Origin of the sequence: Protofrankia sp. CiP1_Cm_nod1 (genome assembly GCF_920888515.1) — a bacterium.
Lineage (GTDB): Bacteria > Actinomycetota > Actinomycetes > Frankiales > Frankiaceae > Protofrankia.
The window spans coordinates 19,141-44,698 of record NZ_CAKKTM010000204.1 but is presented as its reverse complement, the minus strand read 5'-3'; the positions used below and the strand labels follow the sequence as shown (position 1 = coordinate 44,698).

The following is a 25,558-nucleotide window of genomic DNA, read 5'->3' as shown; positions in this document are numbered from 1 at the left end:
CGCGGCGGCAGCGAGCGGCGGAGCAGGCGGGCCAACGCGCCGCGGTCCAGCTCCGCCGTGGTGGGCTCGACGCGCACGACCCGCGCGCCACGGCCGGACAGGGCCGTGGCACACGCCGCCACCAGGGCCTGGTCGGGCGACTCGGCCGGAGCCAGCAGCAGCCACGTTCCCGACAGCACCGCCGGGGCGTCCAACAGTCCTGTCTCCCCCACCGAGGCATCCACCAGCGGGGCATCCACCAGCGGGACATCCACCAGCGGGGCTTCCACCAGCGGCTTCCAGGTGACGCGGTACCGCCAGTCGCGGACCGCCGCGCTGTCGACCTGCCGCCGCCGCCAGGCCGACAGCGCGGGCAGCACCGCGCGCAACGGCTGGTCGGCGTCGATGTCAGCGTCGAGAGTGGCGGTCAGCGCGGCCAGGTCCGCGCGTCGCACGGCGTCCCAGAACCGCTCCTCGGCCGGCCCCGCGCCGGCGGCCGGCGCCTGGTGCCCGCCGGGAGCCCGGCCATCGCCGAGCCAGTAGCGCCGGCGGCGGAAGGCGTAGGTGGGCAGGTCGACCCGGCGCGCCTCAACGCCGTTGAACGCGGCCCGCCAGTCGACCCGGACGCCGCGCACGTGGGCCTCGGCCACCGCGGTGAGGAACCGCCGCCGGCCGCCGTCGTCGCGCCGCAGCGAGCCGGTGGCCAGCACGTCGGCGCCGGCGTCCGCGGCGGTCTCCTCGATGCCCATCGTCAGCACCGGATGCGGGCTGGACTCGATGAAGGTGGTGTGCCCGTCCCGCAGCAGGGCACGGACCGCCGGCTCGAACAGCACGGTCCGTCGGAGGTTGCGGTACCAGTACCCGGCGTCCATCAAGGACGTCTCGACCGGGCCGCCGGTCACCGTGGAGTAGAAGGGGATCTCGGCCGGACGCGGGGCGATGCCGGCCAGCGCCTCGAGCAGCTCCGTTCGCACATCCCGGACATGCGGCGAATGCGAAGCGTAGTCGACCGGGAGCATGCGGGTGCGGACGTCCGCGGCGGCGCAGTCCGCCGCCAGGGCCGCCAGCACCCCGGGCTCGCCGGAGACGACCACCGAACGCGGCCCGTTCACCGCGGCCAGCCAGACCCGCTCACCCCAGTGCGGGGTGCGCCGGGCCACCTCCTGCGGTGCGAGCGCCACGGAGAGCATGCCGCCGCGGCCGGTCAGGGCCGCCAGCGCCCGGGAGCGCAGCGCCACGACCCGGGCGGCGTCCGGCAGCGACAGCGCGCCGGCCACGTACGCCGCCGCGATCTCACCCTGGGAGTGGCCGACCACGGCAGCCGGCCGGACGCCGTACTCGGCCCACAGCGCCGCCAGCGACACCATCACGGCGAACAGCACCGGCTGGACGACGTCCACCCGCTCCAGCTCCGCCGGCCCGCCACCGCCACGCAGGACGTCCAGCAGGGACCAGTCGACGTGCGGGGCCAGCGCGTCGGCGCACTCGGCGATCCGGGCGGCGAACGCCGGCGAGGAGTCCAGCAGCCCCGCCGCCATACCGGCCCACTGCGAGCCCTGCCCGGGAAAGACCAGCACCGGCCCGCCGGTGGGCCCGGCCGCGCCCCGGACGACCTCGACAGCCTGGACGGCCCCGGCACCCTGGACGGCCTCGGCCACCAGCGCGCCGTCAGGCAGCGGCCCGCCGTCGGCCACCGCGGCGAGGCCCCGCAGGAAACCTGCATGATCATCGGCCAGCACCACCGCGCGCCGCGCGAGCACGGCCCGCGTCGTCGCCAGCGAGTAACCGATGTCGGCGCGGTTCAGCTCGCCGTGCGCGGCCGCGTGCGCGTGCACACGCCGGGCCTGCGCCCGCAGCGCGGCGTCGGTGTGCCCCGAGATCACCCAGGGCAGGACGGTCCCGGCGGGACGCCTATCGGCGGTCTCCTCGGGGGCGGTCTCCTCGGGGGCGGTCTCCTCGGGGGTGTTCTCCTCGGGGGTGTTCTCCTCGGGGGCGGAGCCGAGCGTCACCGGGGGTGCCGGCCTGTCGACCGTGTCCAGAATGACGGAGTCCAGGATGACGGACGTGTCGGCACCGGCCGGTGCCGCGGTGGCCGATGTCACGCCGGCCGGAGCGGCGGGAAGCTGGGGTGCCGTGGGCCGCGCGGCGGCCTGTTCCAGGACGACGTGCGCGTTCGTGCCACTGATCCCGAAGGAGGACACCACGGCCCGCCGGGGCCGGTCGACGTCCGGCCAGGGGGTCGGCGCGGTCAGCAGCCGCACCGCCCCGGCGGCCCAGTCGACCTGCGAGGAGGGCTCGTCCACGTGCAGGGTCGCCGGCAGCAGACCGTGGTGCATCGCCAGCGCCATCTTGATCACACCGGCGACGCCGGCGGCGGCCTGGGTGTGCCCGATGTTCGACTTGATCGACCCCAGCCACAGCGGACGGTCCGCCGGCCGGTCACGCCCGTAGGTCGCCAGCAGCGCCTGCGCCTCGATCGGGTCCCCCAGCTTCGTCCCCGTACCGTGCGCCTCCACCACGTCCACCTCGGCCGCCGCCACCCGGGCATCCGCCAGCGCCCGTCGGATCACCCGCTGCTGCGCGGGCCCGTTCGGCGCGGTCAGCCCGTTACTCGCGCCGTCGGAGTTCACCGCCGACCCACGGAGCACCGCCAGCACCGGATGCCCGTTCCGGCGCGCGTCCGACAGCCGCTCCAACAGCAGCAGGCCCACACCTTCGGACCAGCCGGTGCCGTCGGCGGCGGCGGCGAAGGACTTGCAACGCCCGTCCGCTGCCAGCCCGCGCTGCCGGCTGAACTCCACGAAGGTGTTCGGCGTCGACATCACGGTCACGCCGCCGGCCAGCGCCAGCGAGCACTCCCCCCGCCGCAGCGCCTGAGCGGCCAGGTGCAGCGCCACCAGCGACGACGAGCACGCCGTGTCCAGCGTCACCGCCGGGCCGTGCAGGCCGAAGGTGTAGGCCACCCGCCCGGACAGCACGCTCCCCGTGGTGCCGGTCAGCAGGTAGCCCTCCCCGTCCTGCGCCGTACCGGCGGCGGCCGTGCCGTAGTCGTGGTACATCACGCCGGCGAACACGCCGGTGTCGCTGCCACGCAGGGCGGTCGGGTCCAGCCCGGCCCGCTCGAACGCCTCCCAGCTCGTCTCCAGCAGCAGCCGCTGCTGCGGGTCCATCGCCACGGCCTCGCGCGGCGAGATACCGAACAGCTCCGGGTCGAACTCGTCGGCGTCGTGCAGGAAGCCGCCCTCGCGGGTGTAGCTGCGTCCCGGGCGTCCGGGACGCGGGTCGTAGAGCGCGTCGACGTCCCAGCCGCGGTTCGTCGGGAAGGTCGAGATCGCGTCGGTGCCGGTGGACACCAGCCCCCACAGCTCCTCCGGGGAGGTGACCCCACCGGGATACCGGCAGGCCATCGCGATGATCGCGATCGGTTCCGCCTCGGTGGCGGGCGTGGTCACGGCCGCCGGGGCCGCGGTACCGGCGGCCGTGGCGGACGCGGTCGCGGCCTCGCCGCCGGGCACCTGTGTGAGCAGGTGCTCCACCAGCTCCGCGGGTGTCGGATGGTCGAACAGCACGGTGGCGGGCAGCCGCAGCCCCGTTGCCGTACCCAGCCGGTTGCGCAGCTCCACCGAGGTCAGCGAGTCGAACCCGAGTGCCCGGAAGGCCACGTCGTCGCGCACCACGGCCGCCCCGGCGTGGCCGAGCACGGCGGCCGTCTCGGAACGCACCAGCTCACGCAGCACCCGTTCCCGCTCGACCGGGCCGAGCGCGGCCAGCCCGCCCACGGCCGTGCCCCCGACGCTCCCGGAGCTCCCGGCCGTCCCGAAGGTCCCGGCCGTCCCGAAGTTCCCGGCGTCCGTACCGCCGTCGGTGCCCGCGGAGCCCTCTGCGCCCGCAGGGCCTCCGGCGCCCGCGAAGCCCTCAGCGCCGGGAGCGTTCCCGGCAGCGGTCGGGCTGCCGCCTGTGCGCGGCCGGCGCCCACCGGCGGTGGGCAGCAGGGCGCGCATCACCTCCGGCACCCCACCGATGGCAGCCTGCTCACGCAGCGCAACTAGATTCGTTCGCAAAGCGACCAGCAGGGCGTCGTCACGGACGAGGGCGTCGTCGAACAGGGCGAGGCCGGCCTGCTCGGGCAGGGCCGCGACACCGGCACGGGCCATCCGCCGCACGTCGACGGGCCGCAGGCCGCCGGCCAGGCCGGCGGGCTGGTCCCACAGCCCCCAGGCCAGGGACGTCGCGGCGAGCCCCGCCCGGGCGCGGTGGTGCGCCAGGGCGTCCAGGAACGCGTTCGCGGCGGCGTAGCTGCCCTGGCCGGCGGCCCCGACGAGGCCGGAGATCGAGGAGAACAGCACGAACGCCGACAGGTCGTGGTCCCGGGTCAGCTCGTGCAGGTGCCAGGCGGCGTCGACCTTCGCGCGCAGGACGCCACCGACCCGCTCGAGGGTCAGCGACTCGATGGTCGCGTCGTCGATGACCCCGGCGGCGTGCACCACCGCGCGCAGCGGATGCTCGGCGGGGATACCGGCCAGCAGCGCGGCGACCCCGGTCCGGTCGGCGACGTCACAGGCCACGACCCGCACGTCCGCGCCCAGCGCGGTCAGTTCGGCGACCAGGTCGCCGGCGCCCGCGGCCGCGGCGCCCCGCCGGCTGGTCAGCACCAGCCGGCGCACCCCGTGCCGGGTGACCAGATGCCGGGCGACCAGCCGGCCCAGCCCACCGAACGCCCCGGTCAGCAGCACCGTGCCGGTCCCGTCGAACCGGCGGGGCCACTCATCCGCGGCCGGGGCGGCCGGGGCGGCCGGGGCGGCCGGGGCGGCCGGGGCGGCTGGGGTTGCCGGGGCGGCTGGGGTTGCCGGGGTTGCTGGGGTAGCTGGGGTAGCTGGGGTGATCGGGGCCGCTCGCACCAACGCGGGGACATACACCGTGGCGTCCCGCACCGCCAGCTGGACACGGTCGGTGACGAGCGCGGCGACGAACGCGTGCCAGGACGGCTCGCCTTCGTCACAGTCGGCGAGTACGAAACGGCCGGGGTGCTCCGACTGCGCCGAGCGCAGCAGCCCCCAGACCGCGGCACCGGCCAGATCGGTGATCGCGGACGCGCCGGCGCCGACCGCGCCGCGGGTCAGCACCACCAGCCTGGACGCGGCCAGCGACCGGTCGGACAGCCACGACTGCGCCAGCTCCAGCGCCCGCGTCACCGCGAGGTGGACGTCAGCGGGCCGGAGAGGGTCGTCCGCCGGAGAAGCCGGAGAGTTTTGTGCGGGTTCGTGCGCTGCGGGCCTGACAGGTGCGAACACCACCTCCGGCGTCACCGCGCCCGCCTCTACGGCGGCACGCAACGCGTCCAGGTCCGGGTAGCCGTCCAGCGCGATGCCCGCGGCGTCGACCGCCGCAGCCAGCGCGTCGATGGCCGGTCCCAACACCGCCCAGCGGCCCGCCGGCATGTCACCGTTCCGCGTGCCACCAGCCCGCGTGCCACCGTTCCGTGTGCCGCTCGCCGGGTCGAACTCGACCCAGTCGACCCGGAACAGGGCGTCACGGCCGGTGCCGCGGGCGTCCTGGAGCTGCCGCGGCCCCATCCGCCGGAACGCGACCTGCCGGATCCAGGCAACCGGCACGCCGGTGCCGTCGGCGATCGTCACCGACACCGCGTCCGGGCCGTGCGGTGTGATCCGTACCCGGGCGGTCGTGACGTTCGAGCCGTCCCGGGGCCGGCCGATGGTGAACCCGCTGAAGGAGAACGGCACGATCCCGCCGTCGCCGTCGTGCGGGCCCTCAGCCACGACCAGGTGCAACGCGGCGTCCACCAGCGCCGGATGCAGCGCGTACCCGCTGGCTCCGCCGGCACCGTTGACGCTGTCTCCACTGTTGACGCCGTCGCCGCCGGCACCAGTGGCACCGTCGCCACCGGTGACACTGTCAGGACCGGTGGTACCGGCTCGGCGGGTCTGCGCGGCTTCGGGCAGGACCACCTCCGCGAACAGCTCGTCCTGCCGGCGCCAGGCCGACCGGAGTCCCCGGAAAGCGGGACCGTAGTCGTAGCCGCGCCCGGCCAGCCGCTGGTAGAGGTCGTCGACCTGGAGCTGTTCGGCGCCCTCGGGAGGCCACACCTCGAGACCGGGCGGCGGCGCGTTCCCCTCCGGCGCGAGCACGCCCTCGGCGTGCAGCGTCCACTGCTGTTCGTCGGCGTCGCGGCCGTCCGCTGCGATGTCCGGCCGCGTGTACAGCCGCACGGAACGGCTCCCGGCGGCATCGGCCGCGTCCACGGTCACCCGGACGTGGACCGCGCTGTCCGCGGGGAGCGGCACCGGGCGGTGCAGGGTGAGCTCCTCCAGACGCCCGGCACCGAGGCGGCGTCCCGCGTGCAGCGCGAGTTCCGCGCAGGCCGTTCCCGGCAGCAGGACGGCCCCCATGATCGTATGGTCGGCCAGCCACGGCTGCTCCGGCACGGACAACCAGCCGGTGAGCAGCAAGCCGTCGGCCCCGGCCGGTGAGCTGCGCGCGCCGAGCAGCACCTCGAACGCGCGGCCCGCGGCGGTGACCGTGGTGCCGGCCTCGACGGCCACCGGTGCGGAGGTGGCTGCCAGGACGGAGGTGGTTGCCGGGGCGGGGGCCAGCCAGAAGCGTTCCCGCTGGAAGGCGTAGGTGGGCAGGTCGACGCGGCGTGCACCGGCTCCGGCGAAGATCCCCTGCCAGTCCAGCCGCACCCCCACGGTGAACAGCGTCGCGAGCGCGCCGGCCACGGCCTGGTCCTCGGGCCTGTCCCGGCGCAGCAGCGCGATCCGTGCCGTGGTGGCGGCCGCGGCCGCGGTGAGGCAGTCGTGCGCCATCGCGGTCAGCACGCCGTCCGGCCCGAGTTCGCAGAACCTCGTCACACCGGCCGTTTCCAGCCAGCGCACGCTGTCGTGGAAACGCACCGTCTCACGCGCGTGCCGCACCCAGTAGTCGGGGTCGGTGAGGTGCCGCGGGCTGGCCGGCTCGCCGGTGAGCCCGGAGACGATCGCGATCCGTGGCGGCGCGAACGTCACGGACCGCGCGACCTGCCGGAACTCCTCCAGCATGCCGTCCATGTGCGGGGAGTGGAAGGCGTGGCTGGTGCGCAGGCGCGCTGTCCGCCTGCCCTGTTCCCGCAGGACGCGCGCGATCTCGTCCACCGCCCGGGAGTCACCGGAGATCACGGTGGCCGCCGGGCCGTTCACGGCTGCGACGGCGACCCCTCCTCCGCGGCCTCCGCCTCCCTCGCCTCCCTCGCGGGCGGCCAGCAGTGCGGCGACCTCGGCCTCGCCGGCCGCCACCGACACCATCGCTCCGGTGGCGGGCAGGGCCTGCATCAGCCGGCCGCGGGCGGTGACCAGCGTGGCCGCGTCGGCCAGGGACAGCACCCCGGCGACGTGCGCCGCCGAGAGCTCACCGATCGAGTGCCCGACGAGGAAGTCCGGCCGCACGCCCCAGGACTCGGTCAGGCGGAACAGCGCCACCTCGAGGGCGAACAGCGCCGGCTGGGCGTACGCGGTCCCGTTCAGCGTCCGCGCTCCGGCCGTGCCGGGCTCGGCGAACATGACGTCGCGCAGCGGGCGGTCGAGGTGCCCGTCGAAGGCGGCGAACACCTCCTCCAGAGAGCGGGCGAACACTGGGGAGGCCTCGCGCAGCCGCCGGCCCATGCCCGGCCGCTGCGCGCCCTGGCCGGTGAACAGCATGGCCAGCTTCCCCCGGCCGGCGGCCGCGGCGGTGCCCTGGAGCACCGCCGCGGCCCGCGGTCCGCCCAGGGCGAGGCCGCGCAGTCCGGCGAGCAGTTCGCCGCGGTCCCGGCCGACGACCGCGGCCCGGTGCTCGAACGCGGACCGGCCGCTGGCCAGGGACCATGCCACGTCCGTCACGTCGAGGGCGGGGTGTTCCTCGACGTGGGAGCGCAACCGCTCGGCCTGCGCCCGCAGCGCGTCCGCACTGGTGGCGGACAGCACCCAGACACGCGCCGGGGCGGGGCCGGACGCGCCGGCGGCCGGTACGCCGCCGGGCAGGCCCTGACCGGCCGGCGGCTGGCCGGCGGGAAGATGATCGGCTGGGCCCCGGCCGGCGGGGCTCCGCTCGGCCGGCGCCTGCTCGACGATGGTGTGTGCGTTGGTGCCACTGATACCGAAGGACGACACGGCGGCCCGCCGGGGACGGTCACGCTCCGGCCAGGGCCGCGCCTGGCCCAGCAGGGTGACCGCGCCGGCGGACCAGTCCACGTGGGGGCTCGGCGTCCCGGCGTGCAGGGTAGCCGGCAGCAGGCCGTGGCGCATCGCCATGACCATCTTGATCACACCGGCCACGCCCGCGGCCGCCTGGGCGTGGCCGATGTTGGACTTCATCGACCCCAGCAGCAGCGGTTCGTCCGCGCTGCGGCCCTGCCCGTAGGCGGCCAGGACGGCCCGGGCCTCGATGGGGTCCCCGAGCGTGGTGCCGGTGCCGTGCGCCTCGACTACGTCCACCTCGTCGGGGGCCAGCCGGGCGTCCGCTAGGGCGTCGCGGATCACCCGTTCCTGCGCCGCGCCGTTCGGCGCGGTCAGGCCATTGCTCGCGCCGTCGGAATTGACCGCCGAACCCCGCAGGAGAGCCAGCACCGGATGGCCCGCTCGACGGGCCTCGGAGAGGGTTGTCAGCATCAGCAGGCCGACGCCCTCGGACCAGGCGGTGCCGTCCGCGTCCGAGGAGAACGGCTTGCACCGGCCGTCGGGGGCCAGCCCGCGCTGCTGGCTGAACTCCACGAACATGCCGGGGCCGGACATCACCGTGACCCCGCCGGCAAGCGCCAGCGTGCACTCGCCGCGCCGCAGCGCCGCCGCGGCCATGTGCAGGGCGACCAGCGACGACGAGCACGCCGTGTCAACGGTGATCGCCGGGCCGCGCAGGCCGAGGACGTACGCGATCCGGCCGGAGATCATGCTGAGCGTGGTGCCGGTCAGCAGGTGGCCGTGCAGGCCCTGCTGGGCCTGGTGCAGGCGCGGGCCGTAGTCCTGGGGCATGGCGCCGACGAAGACCCCGGTCCGGCTGCCGTGCAGCGCCTCGGGCGCGATACCGGCCCGTTCGACCGCCTCCCAGGCGGTCTCCAGCAGCAGCCGCTGCTGCGGGTCCATCGCCGCCGCCTCGCGCGGGGAGATGCCGAAGAAGCCGGGGTCGAACAGGGCGGCGTCGTCGAGGAAGCCGCCCGTGTCGACGTAGGTGCGCCCCGGCTCGGCCCGGCCGGGCCGGTACAGGGCGTCGACGTCCCAGTCACGGTCGGTGGGGAAGCCTCCGATGGCGTCCCGGCCGCCGGCGACGAGCTCCCACAGCTGCTCCGGGGTGCGCACCCCGCCGGGATAGCGGCAGGCCATCGCGACGATGGCGATCGGCTCGTCGGTGCCGGAGGCGGCACCTGCCGGAACGCCGGACACGGCGCCTCCCGGGACGGCGGCCTGACCGCCCGGGATCTCGCGGTTGAGATGACGTGCCAGGGCCAGTGGCGTGGGATGTTCGAACAGCACCGTGGCCGGCACCGGTACCCCGGTGGCCTCGGCCAGACGCTGGCACAGCCGGACGCCGGTGAGCGAGTCGAAGCCGAGGTCCCGGAACGCCGAGCCCACGTCGACGGAGTCCGGCGAGGTGTGCCCGAGCAGGACGGCGACGTGCCGGCCGACCAGGTCCGCGAGGATCTCCTCCCGCTCGGCGTCGGAGCGCCCGGCCAGGCTGTGGGCCAGCGCGACCCGCGGCTCCAGCTCCTCGACCGCCTCCGCCTCCGCCGCCTCCGCCGGCGCGGCCGTCGCGGCCGTCGCGGCCGTGATGACCGGACGGTCACCGGCGCCACCGTCGATCGGGCTGCGGCCACCGTCGCCGGGCGCGGACACGTCCACCCAGTGGCGCCGGCGGGCGAACGCGTACGTCGGCAGCCGCACCGGCCGGCGGTCCCGGTCGGCGAACAGCTCGTCCCAGTCCGGCGTGATCCCGTGGACGTGCAGGCTGGTGACGGCGGTGAGCAGCGCGTCGGGTTCGGGCTGGTCCTTGGCCAGCGCCGGCACCACGGCGATCTCCGGGGTGTGCGCGGACGGGGTGGCCAGGCAGTCCTGGGCCAGCGCCGAGAGCACACCGTCCGGGCCGAGCTCCAGGAACGCGGTGACGCCGTGCGCCCGCAGCTGCCGGACGCCGTCACGGAACCGGACCGCCTGGCGGACGTTGCGCACCCAGTATCCGGGTGCGCACAGGTCCGCGGCGGAGGCCGGCTCGCCGGTGACGGTCGAGACGATCGGGATGCGCGGCGGCGCGAACGACAGGCCCCGTGCCACCTCGCCGAACTCGGCCAGCATGCCGTCCACCAGCGGCGAGTGCGAGGCAAGGCTGATCCGCAGCCGGGTGGTCTTGCGTCCGGCGGCCTCGAAGTGGGCGGCGACGGCCAGGGCCGCCGGCTCCTCGCCGGAGATCACGGTCGCCGTCGGCGCGTTGACCGCGGCGATGCTCAGGTGCGCCTCGCGGCCGGCGAGCAGCGGCAGCACCTCCTCCTCTGTGGCCTGCAGCGCGACCATCGCGCCGCCGGAGGGAAGCCCGTGCATCAGCCGGCCGCGCGCGGCCACCAGCGCGCACGCGTCGGCGAGGTCCAGGACGCCGGCGGCGTGGGCGGCGGTCAGCTCGCCGAGGGAGTGGCCGAGCAGGAAGCCGGGCCGTAGGCCCCACCGCAGCACCAGCCGGCACAGCGCGGTCTCCAGCGCGAACAGCGCCGCCTGCGTGTAGTCCGTCCGGTTGAGCAGCGCGGCGTCCGGCGATCCCTCCGGGGCGAGGACGACGTCGCGCACCGAACGGTCGAAGTGGCTGTCCAGGTGTGCGCACACCTCGTCGAAGGCCTCGGCGAAGACCGGGAAGCGGCCGCGCAGCTGCCCGCCCATGCCCGGCCGTTGCACCCCCTGGCCGGCGAAGAGGAACGCCAGCACGCCGGCGTCGCCGGCGGTCCCACGCACCAGGCCGGGGAACTCCTGTCCCTCGGCCAGGGCGTCCAGGCCGCGCAGCAGGCCGGCCCGGTCCCGGGCGACCAGTCCGCCGCGGTGGCGGAAGGCGGTACGGGTGGTCGCCAACGAGTAGGCCACGTCGGCCGGTTCGAGCTCCGGATGATCGTCGAGGTGGGAGCGCAGCCGCTTCGCCTGCTCCCGCAGTGCCCGGGCGCCGCGGCCGGAGAGCACCCAGGGCACCGCCGGCGGCTCGCTCCCCCGTTCCCCCCGCGTGCCGTCACGCGTGACGGCACATGTGCCGTCGCCCCCGTCGTCGTGCGTGTCGTCGCGGGTGTGCTCGCGGGTGCCGTCCCGGCGGTCCGGCTCCGGCGCCTCGGTGAGCAGCACGTGGCAGTTGGTGCCGCCCATGCCGAACGCGCTGACGCCGGCGACGCGGCCGCGGCCCTCGTCCGGCCAGTGCTGCGTGCTCACCGCAACGGCCAGGTTCAGCGCGTCCAGCGGAATCCGCGGGTTCGGCGCCTGGAAGTTCAGGCTCGGGACGAATTCCCGGTTGCGGACGCAGAGGACGGTCTTCACCAGGCCGGCGATACCGGCCGCGCCGTCGAGATGCCCGATGTTGGTCTTGACCGAGCCCACCCGCAGAGGCGACCGGCCCGCCCTGGCGGCGGCGAGGGCTGCGCCGAGAGCGGCGGCCTCCACCGGGTCGCCGACCCTGGTCGCGGCCCCGTGCATCTCGACGTACTGCACGTCGCCCGGGTCGATGCCGGCCCGGGCGCACGCCTGCCACAGGACGTCCTCCTGCCCGGCCTGGTCCGGGGTGACCAGGGTGTCGCCACCGCCGTCGTTGTTGACCGCGCTGCCCAGGATCACGCAGTGGATCGGATCGCCGTCCGCCTGGGCCAGGGCGAGGGGTTTGAGGACGACGACGGCCCCGCCCTCGCCGCGGACGAAGCCGTTCGCGCGCGCGTCGAAGGTGTGGCAGCGCCCGTCGGGCGACAGCGCGCCGAGCCGGTCGACCGTCACGGTGCTCTCGGCGGCGAGCATGAGGTTCACTCCGCCGACGAGCGCGACGGAGCACTCCTCCCGCAGCAGGCTCTCGCAGGCCAGGTGGATCGCGACGAGCGAGGAGGACTGGCCCGTGTCGACGACCAGGCTCGGGCCGCGCAGACCCAGCTTGTACGACAGCCGGTTCGCGATGACGCTGCGGTGCAGCCCGGTCATGGTGTGCTGGCTGACCGCCGCCGGCCCGCCCCGGCGCAGCACGGTGGCGTAGTCGTCCCACATCGCCGCGACGAACACGCCGCCGCGGGTGCCGCGCAGCGTCCCGGGGACGATCCCGGCGTCCTCCAGCGCCTCCCAGCCGAGTTCGAGCATCAGCCGCTGCTGGGGGTCCATCGTGGCGGCCTCGCGCGGGGAGATACCGAAGAACTCCGCGTCGAACCGGTCGACCTGCTCGAGGAACCCGCCCTGCCAGCCGCCGGGGCGGGACAGCTCGCCGTCGAAGGGGCCGGGCGGGCCCCAACGGTCCGCCGGCGCCTCGGTGATGGCGGACGTCCCGCCGCGCAGCAGCCGCCAGAAGGCGTCGGGGCCGGGTGCCGCGGGCAGGCGGCAGGACATGCCGACAACGGCGATCCGGCGGTCCGGGCGCACCGACGGCACGTCCGGGACGGCTTCGGAACCGCTCATCGCCACCTCCGACTGGTACAAGGCCACCTCCGGTCGAAACAGGGAAAAGCCGTGCCGCCGACGTCGTCCACCTGATTTCCCGGCGGTTCGACGGCCCGGCGGCCCGACGGCCGCCGGTAGCAGACCGCCCACCGCGGGGGAACCACGTCACGGCCGACCGGGAACAAAAGCGGTACAACATCCGGAACAAACATCACCATGGAATGGCGGCACATCACGACTGAACTACCGAACAACCAGGAAATGATTATGACAGAATCGCTGCGACGAGCCCGGGTGGGCGGATCGGTCACGAAAGAAGACAGAAACGGGAGAAGTCAGCCGCAGAACCGCGCGAGACGGTCCAGGATCGTGTGGACGACGGCCGGGCGGTGTTCGGTCAGGTAGAAGTGGCCACCGGGGAAGACCGCCATCTCGAACCGCGCCGTGGTGTGGTCCGCCCAGGCCCGGGCGTCGTCGGCCGTGACCTTCGGATCGCTGTCCCCGACCAGGGCGACGATCGGGCAGGCCAGCTTCGGCCCGGGCTGGTAGCGATATGTTTCGGCCGCCTTGTAGTCACTGCGGATCACCGGCAGCACGAGGTCGAGCAGTTCGCTGTCGCCGAACACCTTCTCCCCGGTTCCGCTGAGCGCTTTCAGCTCGGCCAGCAGCAGGTCGTCCGGGCCGCGGTGGATGTTCTCGGCCCGCTGCCGGGAGGGCGCGCGGCGGCCGGAGACGAACAGCGCCGCGACGGTCACACCGGCACCCGCCAGCCGCCGGGCGACCTCGAAGGCGACGGTGGCGCCCATGCTGTGCCCGAACAGGGCCAGCGGCCGGTCGGTCCAGCCCGCCAGCGCCTCGACGAGGTGGTCGGCAAGCTCCCCGACGTCCTCCACGCAGGTCTCGCTGCGCCGGTCCTGCCGGCCGGGATACTGGGCCGCCAGCACCTCGACCGATGCCGGCCGCGAGGCGGACACCGGCGCCTGCGCCGATGCCGGCATCAAGACCGGTATCGAGGCCGGTATCGAGGCCGGCGCAGAAGCGGACAGCGCCCGCGAGACCGGGAAGTAGAAGCTCGCCGAGCCACCGGCGTGCGGCAGGCAGAGCAGCCGGGCGGTGGCGTGCGGCACCGGGTGGAAGCGCCGCAGCCATGCTTCACCGGTGCGGGTGGTCGTCGTCATCGGGCTCCTCGGAAAACACCAGTGGGCACGGGTCCGCCGGCCGGCCCCGAAGCGCCGGGAACCCCGGGCCCGGAAAAGAACCTCGGACGCGGGCCGGTCACACGACCAGCCCGCCGTCCACACCGAATACCTGGCCGGTGATGTAGCCGGCCCGGTCGGAAAGGAGGAAGGAGACGAGGGCGGCCACGTCGTCCGGGCTCCCCACCCGGCCCAACGGAATACGCTCGACGAGCCGCTCGCGCAACGGCCCGAGACCGCTGATCATGTCGGTGTCGATGAGGCCGGGCGCGACCGCGTTGGCCCGTATCCCGAACGGCCCGCACTCCTTCGCCAGCGCGCGGGTGAAGCCGATGACACCGGCCTTGGACGCCGCGTAGTTCGTCTGTTTCGCGCTGCCGTGCACACCCGCCACCGAGGACATCGTCACGACACAGCCGGTACGGCGTTTCATGAAGGAGAAGATTGCCGCCCGGCAGATGTTGTACGTGCCGTCGAGGTTGGTGCCGAGCACGGTCCGCCATTCGTCGTCGGTCATCCGCACCAGGGGGTTGTCCCGCACAACACCGGCGGAGGCGACCACCGCGTCTACCGGCCCGAGCTCGTCCTCGGCGGCGGAGACCAGCGCCCGGGCTTCGCCGGCGTCCGCGATGTCCAGTTTGCGGGCGATCACCCGTCCGCCGTGGGCCGCCGCCTCGGCGACGGCCTCCTCCGCGGCGTCGGGACGGCTGTGGTAACAGAACGCCACGTCGAAACCGTCGGCGGCCAACTGCCGCACCACGGCCCGCCCGATGCCGCGGGAACCACCGGTCACCACGGCGACCGGACGGATGTCGCCGGGCACGTCAGGTCCCCCCGAGTTTGGCCGTCAGCAGATCGTAGATCCCGTTCAGCGAGGTGATGCTGGCGAACTCCTCGTCCTTCACCCTGATGCGGTAGCGCTTCTCCAGACGCACCACTATCTCCAGCGCCATCAGTGAGTCGAGGTCGAGCTCGCCGACGAAGTCGGCGTCGTCGGTCACCTCGGCCGGCGACCGTTCGAGGGTGTCCGCGACGAGGGCGCGCAGCTCCTCCCGGTCCACCGCGATCTCCAGGTTCCTGGTCATTTATCGCATCCTTTTTCTTCTTTTTCCGCTTTTTCTCGTCACGCCTGGCCCGGTTTCCCGTTGTGCCTGTTCCGGACGGCCGAAAGCAGCGCGATCACGTTTCCGCCGGGCCGTGGGCCCGTTCTTCCCCGCGGTGCCGCGGGCCTGTTCGTCTCCGTCTCGTCACCGGCCGGCGTCCTCGGGCCACCCCGCCGGGCGGGACCGGCGGAGTGTCACGTCCCGATCAGTTCGCCGCCGTCGACACCGATCACGTTTCCCGTCACCCAGGACGAATCGCTGGCGGACAGGACGACGATCGCCTCACCGACGTCCTCGGGCCGGGTCAGCCGCCGGTGCGGATTGCGGGCGAGGCAGGCGTCGTCGAACTGCGCGCTGCCCGGGATCTTCCGGAACGCGGGCGTGATCGTCGTGCCGGGGCGCAGCGCGTTGACCGCCACCCCGCGCGGCGCGAGCTCCACGGCGAGTTGCCGGACGTGCGACTCCAGCGCCGACTTGGCCGCCGAGACGGCCCCGTAGCTGGGAATCACCAGGGAGCTCCCGGCGCTGGTCAGCGCATAGATCTTGGCGCCGGCCCGCAGCAGCCCGGCGGCCAGCAGATCCTGCGTCCAGTAGACGAGGCTGTGCGCCATCACGTCGAGGGTCATGGCCATCTGCCTCGCCGTGATGGTGCCACCGCCCCGCGCGTCGGGCACAGCCGTGACCGTGGCCGTGGGCACATCCGTGGCCGTGGGCGGGGGCACGAAAGGCAGCAGCGAGCCGAAGGCGACCGAGTGGACCACGACGCGCAGCCCGGCGTCACCGGTCAGCTCAGCGATCCGGGGCACCAGGTCGGCACGAGTGGCTGCGGCGGCGACATTACGGTTGAAGAAATGCGCGGCGACACCTCGTTCCCGCAGTTCCGCGGCCAGTTCCCCGGCGGCTTCCTGCCCGTCGGCGGTGTCGAGGTGAATCCCGATGACGTTGCCGCCCTCCGCGGCCAGCGCGCGGGCCGTGGCCCGCCCCATGCCGCTGGACACACCGAGGACCAACGACCAGGAATCCTTGAGCGGTACCAGCACGGTCAGCCCCCGGTGGTCGCTCGACGAACCGACGCGCCGGTGTCGACGGCCGACGTCGGATCAATATCCGAGAAATAATCCAATCGAATCCGCTCCGCAGGGGAGCGCCTGTCCACCCGCACCATCAGTTTCATGTTCGAGTTATCACCAATCGCCAGGACGACCGGGCATATGAAATCATTCGCCATCTTTATCGCTGCTCCGGGGACCCGGGAATCCGGGAGTCCGGGCCGCTGCGACGGCGCGAAAAAATCCTGATCGCGCCATCGGGCGGCCCGCCGGCGTCCCTGATGATCCGGATCGCGCGGCGATGAGCGGTGTGTGCCCGTCGCCATGCGATCCACTGATGATCCGGAAATTCCGGCCCACGGTGGCACGAAAGGAACATGCTCGTGTCACCGCCGGCCCGCCGGAGCGGGTTCACCGTCAACCGGAACCGATCAACCGACCGGAACCGATCAACCGAACCGTGGTGACACTGCGTGACAGTAGCACCGGGCGGCCACGAAAGCGCGCAGCCCTGTCAGCACGGTGTGGCGACACAGCGTGACCGCCTAACATGGTTACGCGCTGTAGCGGCGTGGACGGGCCCGCCCGATGTCGCCCCGGTGACCGCAACCTAGCCCCGCGACCCGCCGGAACGCCAGGACAGCCGCCTCCCGGCCGGCCACGGAGCACCCCGTCCCGACCGGCCGCGGCCCGGCACCCGGACGCATTCCACCACCAACCCGCATACATCGGCGATCCGACCGGAAAACAGCCCGGCGCGCGCACCGGCGAAATTTCCACCGGATGACGTGATTTTCCGCCGAACGGGACACGAGCGGCCACCCGACGTACACCACGGCTCCGGACGAACACCCGTACTCACGGCAGCCGGGAACGGCCGGATCCCAACCCGGGAACATCCGGAAGGAAGAACATCGGCATGCCGCCGGACAAACGGTTCTGTTTCACCGGGCCCCGGCCGGGACACCAATCTTCGGCTAGCATTTCGCTGAGCACGTGATGTCCGGCGGAATGGTGGGAGGTTTTACGTCATGTCGTTCCCGAAAATAGGACGAACGGTGGATGGTGTTCTCGGTGCGCCGGCCCAGGTCGCCGCCCAGGTGGCCGGCGTCGTCCAGCTGCCGAACATCGACGACTGGAAGGCTCGCCCGAGCGCCGAGCATCCCCGTCCCGTGGTGCTGGTACACGGCACCTTCGGCAACGCCCGCGACTACTGGATCACCACCGCGCCCGTGCTCGCCGCGGCCGGATTCACCGTGTTCCGGCTGGACTACGGCGCCCTGCCCGGAATACCGGTCCTGCACGGCCTGGACTCGATCGAGAAGTCGGCCCAGCAGCTCGCCGCGTTCGTGGACAAGGTGCTGGCCGCCACCGGCGCCAGCCAGGTCGACATCGTCGGCCACTCACAGGGCGGCATGATGCCGCGTTACTACATCAAGTTCCTCGGTGGAGCGGGCAAGGTGAACCGGCTGATCTCGCTCTCCCCGTCCAACCACGGCATGGCGGAGAACGAGCTGGTCACGCTGGCCAAGCAGTTCCCCGGCGCCGAGCAGCTGATCGGTTCGACCATGCCGCCGGCCTGCGCCGACCAGACCATCGGCTCCGTGCTGCTGACCAAACTCAACGGGGATGGAGAAACCGTGCCCGGCGTCCAGTACACGGTCATCGCGTCCAAATTCGATGATGTCGTCACGCCCTATGCCTCGGCGTTCCTGAACGGGCCGGGCGTGCAGAACATCACGTTGCAGGACCTGTACCCAGTCGATATCAGCAACCATGGTGCCATGGCGGCCAACCCCATGGTCTTCCGCGAAGTCGTCAAACACCTCAACACCCCGAGCAGCACCGCGGCCGGCGCAGCCCGCGCATAGCACGAAGGCACGTGCTGTGCACAGCACAGGAGCACGTGCTGTGCACAGCACAAAGGGCACGTCCCGCGCACAGCACAGGGGCACGTCCCGCGCACAGCACGATGGCGGGCATCTCTCGCGCACAGCAGCACGGCCCCGGCGCGTCCCACGTCGACGAGGCACAGCGACGGAACACAGGCGAGATACAGAAAGGAAGGCCGGATGGCCGGCGAGCGGTTGAGCGGGCTGGACATGGCATTTCTGAAACTGGACGACCGGACGGCCCCGATGAACATCGGCGCGCTGATGATATTCGAGCCGGACCACCCCGTCGGTGTCGAGAAACTGGTCCGTCTGCTCAGCGAGCGGATGAGCGGTTTCCCCCAGTTCCGGCAGCGCCTCCGGTCGACGGCGCTACCGCCCGCCGCCGCGGAATGGGTCGAGGACCCGCAGTTCCAGGTGGAGGCACACATCCGGGTCTGCTGTCTGCCGCCCCCCGGAACGCGCGACCAGCTCACCGAATACACCGCCAGCGCGATGGCGTCCCAGCTCAATCCGGCCCGGCCGCTGTGGGAAGCACATGTGATCACTGGACTGTCCGACGGACGCTTCGCGTTCCTGCTCAAAACACATCACGCCGTCACCGACGGCCAGGGCGGCGTCCGCCTCTTTTCCGCGATGTACGACGAGCCCACCGCGCTCGGCAACGAAGGGAACGCCCTCGCCTGCGACACCGCAACGGCTCCGTCAGCCACGGCCAGGTCCTCCGCGGCCGGGTCGACGGCCACGGGCGGGCCGGTGGCGGGCGCGCCCGTGGCATGGCGCTTGCTGCCCCGGCCGGACCAGTGGCTCAGCGCGATCCCCACGCTGGTCGCCGGCCCCTCCCTGATCGCCGGGCAACTGGTCGAGACCAGCCGCCGGACCACACGCGAACTGGGCATCGCGGCGTCGGTACTGCGCAGGGCACGCCTGTCCGCGGTGTCCTCCGTGGTGGGAAAACCGTCCCTGCCGGGGAAACAGTCGGAAACGCCGCCGGAGCGGCGGCTGACCCTCGTCCAGCTGGATCCGGGCGCGGTCCGGCGGGTCCGGCAGCGGCACCGGGTCATGACCCACGAGGTCGTCCTCGCCGTGCTCGCCGGGGCGCTGCGGGACTGGCTGGACTCCGGCGACCGTGGGCTCGGCGGAGCCGCGCCGCGGGCGCTCATCCCGGTCGCGCTGCGCCCCGACGCCGCGGGGCCGGGGCAGGGGCCGGGTAACAACCTGTCCGGATACCTGTGCGACCTGCCGGTGTCCGAACCGGACCCGGTACGGCGGCTGCGGGCCGTCCGCGTCGCCATGGAACGCAACAAGGCCGCCGGCCCCTACCGCGGGGCCGGCGCGTTCCCGCTGCTGGCCCACTCGCTGCCCGCCGCGGTGCACCATCTCGTCGCGCCGCTGGCCGGACGCGGCGCCAACCTGCTGTTCGACATCGTGGTGAGCAACATCCCGGGATCGAACAGAACCCCGCGGCTGGCCGGCGCCCCGATGCGGGAGCTCTACGGCATCGTGCCGCTCGCCCGCGGGCACGGGCTCAGCGTCGCCGTGACCAGCGGCCGCGACTTCATCGGCATCGCCCTGCACAGCGACCCCACCATCCAGCCGGGCATCACCGCCCTCAGCCGCGCACTGCCGCGCGCCCTGGCCGACCTCGCCCCGCCGCCTCCCCCCGTACCCTCCCCCCGCGCCGCCCTCCCGACCGAATCCCGCCCGGCCACAACACCTCCGGCGACACCGCTACCGGCCGCCCCCGCCGCATCCGATCCATCCGCCTCCACCCCGTCCAGCCTGTCCGTACCGTCCGCGGCAGCACCATCGAACGGCCGGACAAGTACGCGAACGGAGCGGTGACGCACTTGCCGACCTCGCACACTTCACGTTTCCCCGTCACGGCTCCACCCACGGCCCTTTCCTCGCTCGACGAGGCGAGATAACCACCCACGCAGACCATGATTGGCACGAGTTTGTCGCTGTGTACGCTTTTTGGCTGTGTCAGCGTACACAGCGACAAACTCGTGCCGATCTTCTTAGGCGGCCGGCTACCGTCCGATCGCCTGCTGGTACTTCTCCCGCAACGCTTTGTCCTCCGAGAAGAAATGCTCCAGCAACTCATCCAGGTAACCTAGCTCGGGCGTCTGCCGCGGCGGAAAGAGGTGCTTCTCTATCTGGAAGGTCCCGTCGCCAAGGTTGTACATCGTGTACAGACCCAGCTTCAGCCTGTCGAGTTCCGGCCAGATGTCCTCGCGTAGTGCCAGTTCAGCCTCGGGAGAAGCCGTTTCGACGACGAGACTCGGGTAGTGCGCCCACCGGCCGTGCGCCGCCGCCTCATAGAGCGATTCCAGCCGGTTGGCCTCCGACGCCCTTTTGATCTCGAAGGACGAGATCGTGAGTTCGACGTCGGGCAGCAGGGGTGAGCTCCACACCTCAACCGCGGCCACGTCGGGCCGGGACCACTGACCGCTGGCCCGGGCCCGGCCACGCGCGGTCGCGGTCTCGCGCACGTGGCCGAACGTGAGCGTTCTGGTGTCGAGGTCGCTCCGGTACCAGTCGACGAACGGCTGGTACAGCTCGGACTCCCGGTGAACCAGCTGCCCGGGGCCCGCGGGCGTGAGCCTGGCGTCGTCCAGCGAGGTTGCGGGCACCTCGGCGTCCGGTGACTGGAGCGCGTCGTCCGCGCGGGCGAGCGTGCCGCCACGGCCCCGTCCCGGGCGGACGAGGCCAGCGGCCTTGAGCTCCTCCACGGCCGCCCGATAACGATCGTTGGTAAGCCTGACCAGGCCGCGGAGCTGCAGACCACCGATGGCGCTGCCGTCCGGCGGAAGCCGGTCGAAGATCTGGTGTGCGTCGGCGGACATCTCCGGCTGGAGGCGGGCGTTGCCGTCGCCGGCGTCCGCTCGGCGAATCCGCCGTCCCTCCAGGACCGCCAGCCCGGCCGTGACAAGCTCCTCCACGACGGCGGCGAACTGCGTGTCACCCCGTATCTTCAGGCAGTTCTGCAACGGACCGCAGTTGGACCAGGTGGGGCCGATCTCCGCGTACAGCCGTGCCGCAGCCCTGGACAGTGCCATCCCGCCCCCGTCATCTCTCGGAATCGCCACTCGCGATATCTGGACATATCTGGATACCAGAAGGTACAGATGATTTTACTGATTCTTGTCCGGCCTCCGTCAGGCGGTCTTGTCGCGGCAGATGCCGGCGAGGTCGCAGGTGGCGCATGCCTTGCACCAGTGCCGGTGGCGTGGCAGGTCGTTGGCGCGCAGCGCCTCCCCCGCGTCTCGGATCTTGTTCTGGATGTCGCCGAGCAAGAACTCGTCGACGACTTCGCGGGTGCTCCGGGAACGCTCGTCGAGGTTGAGCACCTCCACCAGGTCGGCGCGCTGGCCGGTGAGCTCCTGGTAGCCGAGGACGTAGACGTGCAGCTGGTCGCGGGTGACCTCCTCGGCCTGGGCCCGCTCGGTGGACTTGAAGTCCACGATCGAGGTCTCGTTGGTGTCCAGGCGGCGGATGAGGTCGATCCGGCCGTCCACCGTGATGCCCGGGGCGACCCGTACCTGTACCTGCTGCTCGCTGTGCAGGGTCTGCCCGAGGATTCCCCGGTTCTCGGCGAGGTAGCGGCTGACGGCCTTGCGGGCGGCATCGCGGAGCTGCTCCCGCAGCGCCGGATAGGCGAACGGGACGTTCAGGTGCCGGTCAACCAGGTCCGCGACCTCGGCGGCCGAGGCCAGATCACCGTCGATGGCCCGCTTGTGGATTTCCGCCATGACGTCGTGGACGGACTTGCCGTAGCCGAGCGCCTCATGGATCGGCGGGTTGAATCCATAGAGGAAACGCAACTTGAACTGGTACGGGCACTCGAACAGATATTTCAGCTCGCTGAAGCTCAGGGTGACATCCGGCAGCTCGTGCCGCGGGCGCGGTTCCAGCCGCGCGACCGTCCGCACCGGGGGTGCCGCGGTGAGCACGTTCGGGTTGCGGGTCGCCAGATCGAAGAACACCGATCGCCTGGCGTACATGGATGACCCTCCGGGCGAGAAGGACAGCGCCAGGTATTTCTGCGCCCGGGTGACGGCAACATAGAACAGCCGGGCCTCGTCGGCTTCGGTACCCCGGTAGCGTTCCGCGTCCGGCACCGCGTTCTCGGGTATGACGTGGAAGACGTTTATCCCGCCCTGCCGCTTCGACGGGAAGCGGTTCTTCCGCAGGGCGGGGACGAACACCGCCGGCCACTGCATCCCCTTGGCCTGGTGGACGGTGGCGATGGTCACCGCGTCGGGGGTGGCGTATCCGACGTCGGCGTCGCTTTCCGCGTAGTAGCCGGGGGCATGGTGGGTCAGCCACCGCACGAAGCCCTCGTATTTCCTGGCCGGGTCGGACTGGAAGTGGATCTGCTCGAAGTCCGAGATCGCCTGGCTGAACTTGCCGAGGTTGTAGAACACCAGCTCGCCGCGCACCGTGCCGTCCGCCGACGGGACGGTGTCCTCCCGCAGGCCGACGGCCTCGAGGAAGTCGAGGTAGGTCCGCTGCAGGGTGTAGGAACCCCAGCGGGCGCCCGGCTGCCAGTTCTTCGCCTCGTCGAGAACTTTCAGCCCGGCGGTCAGATCCGCGGCGTCGAGACCGATATCAGCGGCATTCCAGGAATCGCGCACATCGTCCGCGCCGGATTCACCGATGATGTAGCTGAACGCCGTCACACAGGCCTGGATCTCCGGCGCGTCGAACAGCCGGGCGAGACCTTTGATGACGTAGGGAATGTCCCGCCGTTTCAGTTCGGCGACGAGTGGGTCGGCGTCCTTGGCGACGCTGCGGAACAGGACGGCCATGTCCGACCAGCTCAGGCCGCGCGGCGCCTCGTCCCGGTCGTCCCGGAAAGGGGTTCCCCGCAGGGCTGCGATCCGGTCGCATATCCACACCGCCTCGTCGTCGGCGCCGCTGAACTCGACCGCGAGCAGATCGCCGCGGTCGAACTCCTGGTGGCCGGACGCGACCATGTTCTTGGCCAGCCTGTCGTCGACAAGGGTCTCGGCGACCGTCTGCGCCAGCGACACCACCGCGGGGCTGGACCGGAAGTTGTCATCCAGGGTGACGCTGCGGACCCCGGGGTAACGGCGGGTGAAGGTCTGGATGTTCCTGACCGCGCTGCCGCGCCACTGGTAGATCGTCTGGTCGTCGTCGCCGACCACGCACAGGTTCGCCCCGAACCGGCACAGGCCCTGAATCATCCGTTCCTGGATGTGGTTGGTGTCCTGGTACTCGTCGACGACGACATAGCGCACCGCGTCCCGGACATGACGGACCAGCGGGCCGGCCATGGAGTCGCCCGGATCGGACTCGAGCATGTCGACCGTGGTGCGGAGCAGTTCGGTGTAGTCGAAATACCGGAGGCTGTGCAGCACCGTGCGGTACATCCCAAGCGCCTCGTCGAGGTCCTCGGGGATTTTTTCCTGGTCGATGTCGTCCTCACGCAGGATGCCGACCACCTGCATGAACAGTCCCGACTCCTTGTACCTCCACAGCGGTCTCGATGTCCCCTTGACCATGGCCTTCGCCGTGGTCAGCCCGCACTTGTTGCTGTTGCGGTCGACCAGCAGCCGGTTCTGGATCTCGTTCAGGACCGCGTACTTGAAGGTTTCGGGAACCCAGGTCTGTAACACCGACCGGGCGAAGCCGTGCATCGTGCCGATGTACATGTCGGCCAGGCCGTGGATCGGGCCGAGGTCGTGCTCGATCAGCTCGAGGGTCCGGTTCTTCAGCTCGGCGGCGGCCTTCTCGGTGAAGGTGAACGCCACCACGTTCTCCGGGCGGACGCCCGGCCGGCGCAGGATTTCGACGATCCGCTGGGAGATGACCTGCGTCTTGCCGGACCCGGCGCACGCGATGATGAGCAGCGGGTCGTCCAGGGTGCTGATCGCTGCCCGCTGCGCGGCCGTGTAGTCCATTGCCGGTCCCCCGTTCAGTCCCGTCACACTTCGTAGATTTTGAGGACTTCGTCGCCGTAGTGGTTGATGGCCTTGACCGCGATCCGGCCCGTGTCGGGTTTGGGGAACGGCCGGGAACGGGTCGTGTAGAGAGTCGCCCAGGCGGCCTCGTCGATATCGGCCTTCAGCGCCTTCTTCAGCCGGGCGTAGGGGTCGTTGCCAGCCCCGGAGAAGTAGCAGTGGCGGACGAAGAACGACTCCCCGTTGTACGCCGTGTCCACCATCCACAGCGCGATGCTGGACGGGTCGTGCGAGCGGATCTGGCCGGTGGTCGGGTCGTACACGTCGATGCCCCGGATGTCGATCACGAGCCCGTCGGGGGTGTGCCCGATGTCGATGTCCGGCTCGCCGAACACGGTGAACAGGTTCGCCGCGCCGGTTTTCTTCAGCAGTTCGTCGCCCATGGCCAGATCCGGGTTCATGCGGACCAGCAGGATCGGCAGCCGTCCGAGCTGGCGTTCGGCGGTGACGGAGGCGAAGTCCGCGCCGTTGGACGGGCGGAACTCCCCGACCACCTCGCCTGCCTGGGCGTCGAAGGCGAACCCGAGGACGAGCAGCAGGTCATGGCCCTGGCCGCGCAGCGCCTCCCGGGCGGCGTCCTTGATCAGCGCCGGGCTGACCGTGCCGTACTGCGGGCCGATCGCGACGGCGACGTGCTGCGGGGTGCCGGCGTCGGCGTCCCGGCGGGTGCCGACGGCCTGCACGTACCGGCCGGCGTGCGGCTCGAGGGTGTCGAAGACGAGCCGTTCCCGCCGCAGCCCGTTCTGGACGCCCGCGGCCCGCAGGTTCTCCAGGATCGTTGACTCGTACGAGGCGGCCTCCGAGGACTCCGCCGCCGCTCGCTCGGTGCGGGGCAGGTCCACCTCGAGGCCGAGGGCCCGATGCGGTGACAGGCTCTCCACCGTGAACCGGCCGGACACCCGGATCTTCCGCCTGTCCTCGTACGGACGGTCGTAGAGCAGCTCGGTCTCGGCATGCCGCCTGATCGCCGCGTCGATCTCGTCGCGGGTCATCCCCTCGACGATGTCCGGGTTGTTCGCAATCGACTTCAACGTGACGTGTGGGACCCGCTCGTAGACAAAACCCTTGCGGATGTCACCCTTCGTGCCGCCGGCGGGCCGGGGCGTCCCGGTGAGCTCGGCTTCCTTCGCCCGACCTTCCGGGGAATCCGCAAGCAGGTAGTAGGGCAGCTTCGCCCCCATCACCCGCTGCCGCGCCAACGCGATCGCCACCCGGGACGTATCAATAGTGATCCACCGCCGCCCCCGCTGCTCAGCGACCAGCGCGGTAGTCCCCGACCCACACGTCGGGTCAAGCACCAGATCCCCCGGATCGGTGGCCATGAGCATGCACCGCTCAACTACCTTGGGATTCGTTTGGACAATGTACGTCTTAGGGTCGGCAAATCCAGAAGTTACAGTATCTTCCCAGAAGTTTGTGTATGGATAAGCAGGAAAATCGTCAAAATAACGGATATATGTAAGCGTATTACCTACAGGCTCAAGTCGACCAGCCCATTTCAACCGCTCCATACCTTCGCGGTTAGTCTTCCATTCACCCGCCCGTGGAAGAAATTTCCTACCTGCGACTTCGACCGGATAATAGCCAGTTCTCGCCTCCCGAACCCTTGCACTCGTAAGATTGTCAACTCGAAATATTCTTCCTTTTTCCGACGTACTTCCCACAGATACCCGTCGGCCGTCGGGAAGTTCTACGCGAGTATATTGACCGCTTCCGCGTCCATTAACCTCTTTAG

At 71.8% G+C, this 25,558-nt stretch carries 11 protein-coding genes; 2 read left to right on the top strand and 9 right to left on the bottom strand.

Going from position 1 to position 25,558, the window contains the following annotated elements; all coding sequences use genetic code 11:
- From NBX02_RS09355 to NBX02_RS09330, 6 genes are all read right to left on the bottom strand, one after another.
- On the bottom strand, positions 1-12,611 hold a 12,611-nt coding region (locus NBX02_RS09355), incomplete at its 3' end, for a type I polyketide synthase (protein WP_250290937.1).
- Between the two features lie 317 nt (positions 12,612-12,928).
- The gene (locus tag NBX02_RS09350) at positions 12,929-13,771 is read right to left on the bottom strand and encodes an alpha/beta fold hydrolase (RefSeq protein WP_250284266.1); all 843 of its coding nucleotides are present in this window, start codon (positions 13,769-13,771) and stop codon (positions 12,929-12,931) included.
- A 97-nt stretch (positions 13,772-13,868) separates the two neighbouring features.
- Positions 13,869-14,612 carry a 3-oxoacyl-ACP reductase FabG gene (gene fabG, locus NBX02_RS09345; protein WP_250284268.1) on the bottom strand — a complete coding sequence of 248 codons (744 nt, stop codon included), beginning with the start codon at positions 14,610-14,612 and terminating at the stop codon, positions 13,869-13,871.
- 1 nt (position 14,613) lies between these two features.
- Positions 14,614-14,874 carry an acyl carrier protein gene (locus NBX02_RS09340; RefSeq protein WP_250284269.1) on the bottom strand — a complete coding sequence of 87 codons (261 nt, stop codon included), beginning with the start codon at positions 14,872-14,874 and terminating at the stop codon, positions 14,614-14,616.
- 212 nt (positions 14,875-15,086) lie between these two features.
- Positions 15,087-15,932: an SDR family oxidoreductase gene (locus NBX02_RS09335; RefSeq protein WP_250290935.1), complete on the bottom strand. Its 846-nt coding sequence runs from the start codon at positions 15,930-15,932 to the stop codon at positions 15,087-15,089.
- A gap of 2 nt (positions 15,933-15,934) precedes the next feature.
- Positions 15,935-16,267 carry a hypothetical protein gene (locus NBX02_RS09330; protein WP_250290933.1) on the bottom strand — a complete coding sequence of 111 codons (333 nt, stop codon included), beginning with the start codon at positions 16,265-16,267 and terminating at the stop codon, positions 15,935-15,937.
- Between the two features lie 732 nt (positions 16,268-16,999).
- Here NBX02_RS09330 and NBX02_RS09325 point away from each other — a divergent pair.
- Together NBX02_RS09325 and NBX02_RS09320 are read left to right on the top strand one after the other, a co-directional pair.
- Positions 17,000-17,812, top strand: a complete 813-nt coding sequence (locus NBX02_RS09325) for an esterase/lipase family protein (protein ID WP_445548337.1) — start codon at positions 17,000-17,002, stop codon at positions 17,810-17,812.
- Positions 17,813-18,013: 201 nt separating this feature from the next.
- Positions 18,014-19,678 (top strand): wax ester/triacylglycerol synthase family O-acyltransferase, encoded by a 1,665-nt coding sequence (locus NBX02_RS09320; protein ID WP_250290931.1) that lies wholly within the window; start codon positions 18,014-18,016, stop codon positions 19,676-19,678.
- A gap of 188 nt (positions 19,679-19,866) precedes the next feature.
- Here the strand turns inward: NBX02_RS09320 and NBX02_RS09315 are convergent, their stop codons facing one another.
- From NBX02_RS09315 to NBX02_RS09305, 3 genes are all read right to left on the bottom strand, one after another.
- Positions 19,867-20,895 carry a hypothetical protein gene (locus tag NBX02_RS09315; RefSeq protein WP_250290929.1) on the bottom strand — a complete coding sequence of 343 codons (1,029 nt, stop codon included), beginning with the start codon at positions 20,893-20,895 and terminating at the stop codon, positions 19,867-19,869.
- Between the two features lie 99 nt (positions 20,896-20,994).
- On the bottom strand, positions 20,995-23,763 hold the full coding sequence (locus NBX02_RS09310) for an ATP-dependent DNA helicase (protein ID WP_250290927.1): 2,769 nt from the start codon (positions 23,761-23,763) through the stop codon (positions 20,995-20,997).
- 23 nt (positions 23,764-23,786) lie between these two features.
- Positions 23,787-25,334 (bottom strand): DNA methyltransferase, encoded by a 1,548-nt coding sequence (locus NBX02_RS09305; protein ID WP_250284291.1) that lies wholly within the window; start codon positions 25,332-25,334, stop codon positions 23,787-23,789.
- Positions 25,335-25,558: the final 224 nt, after the last annotated feature.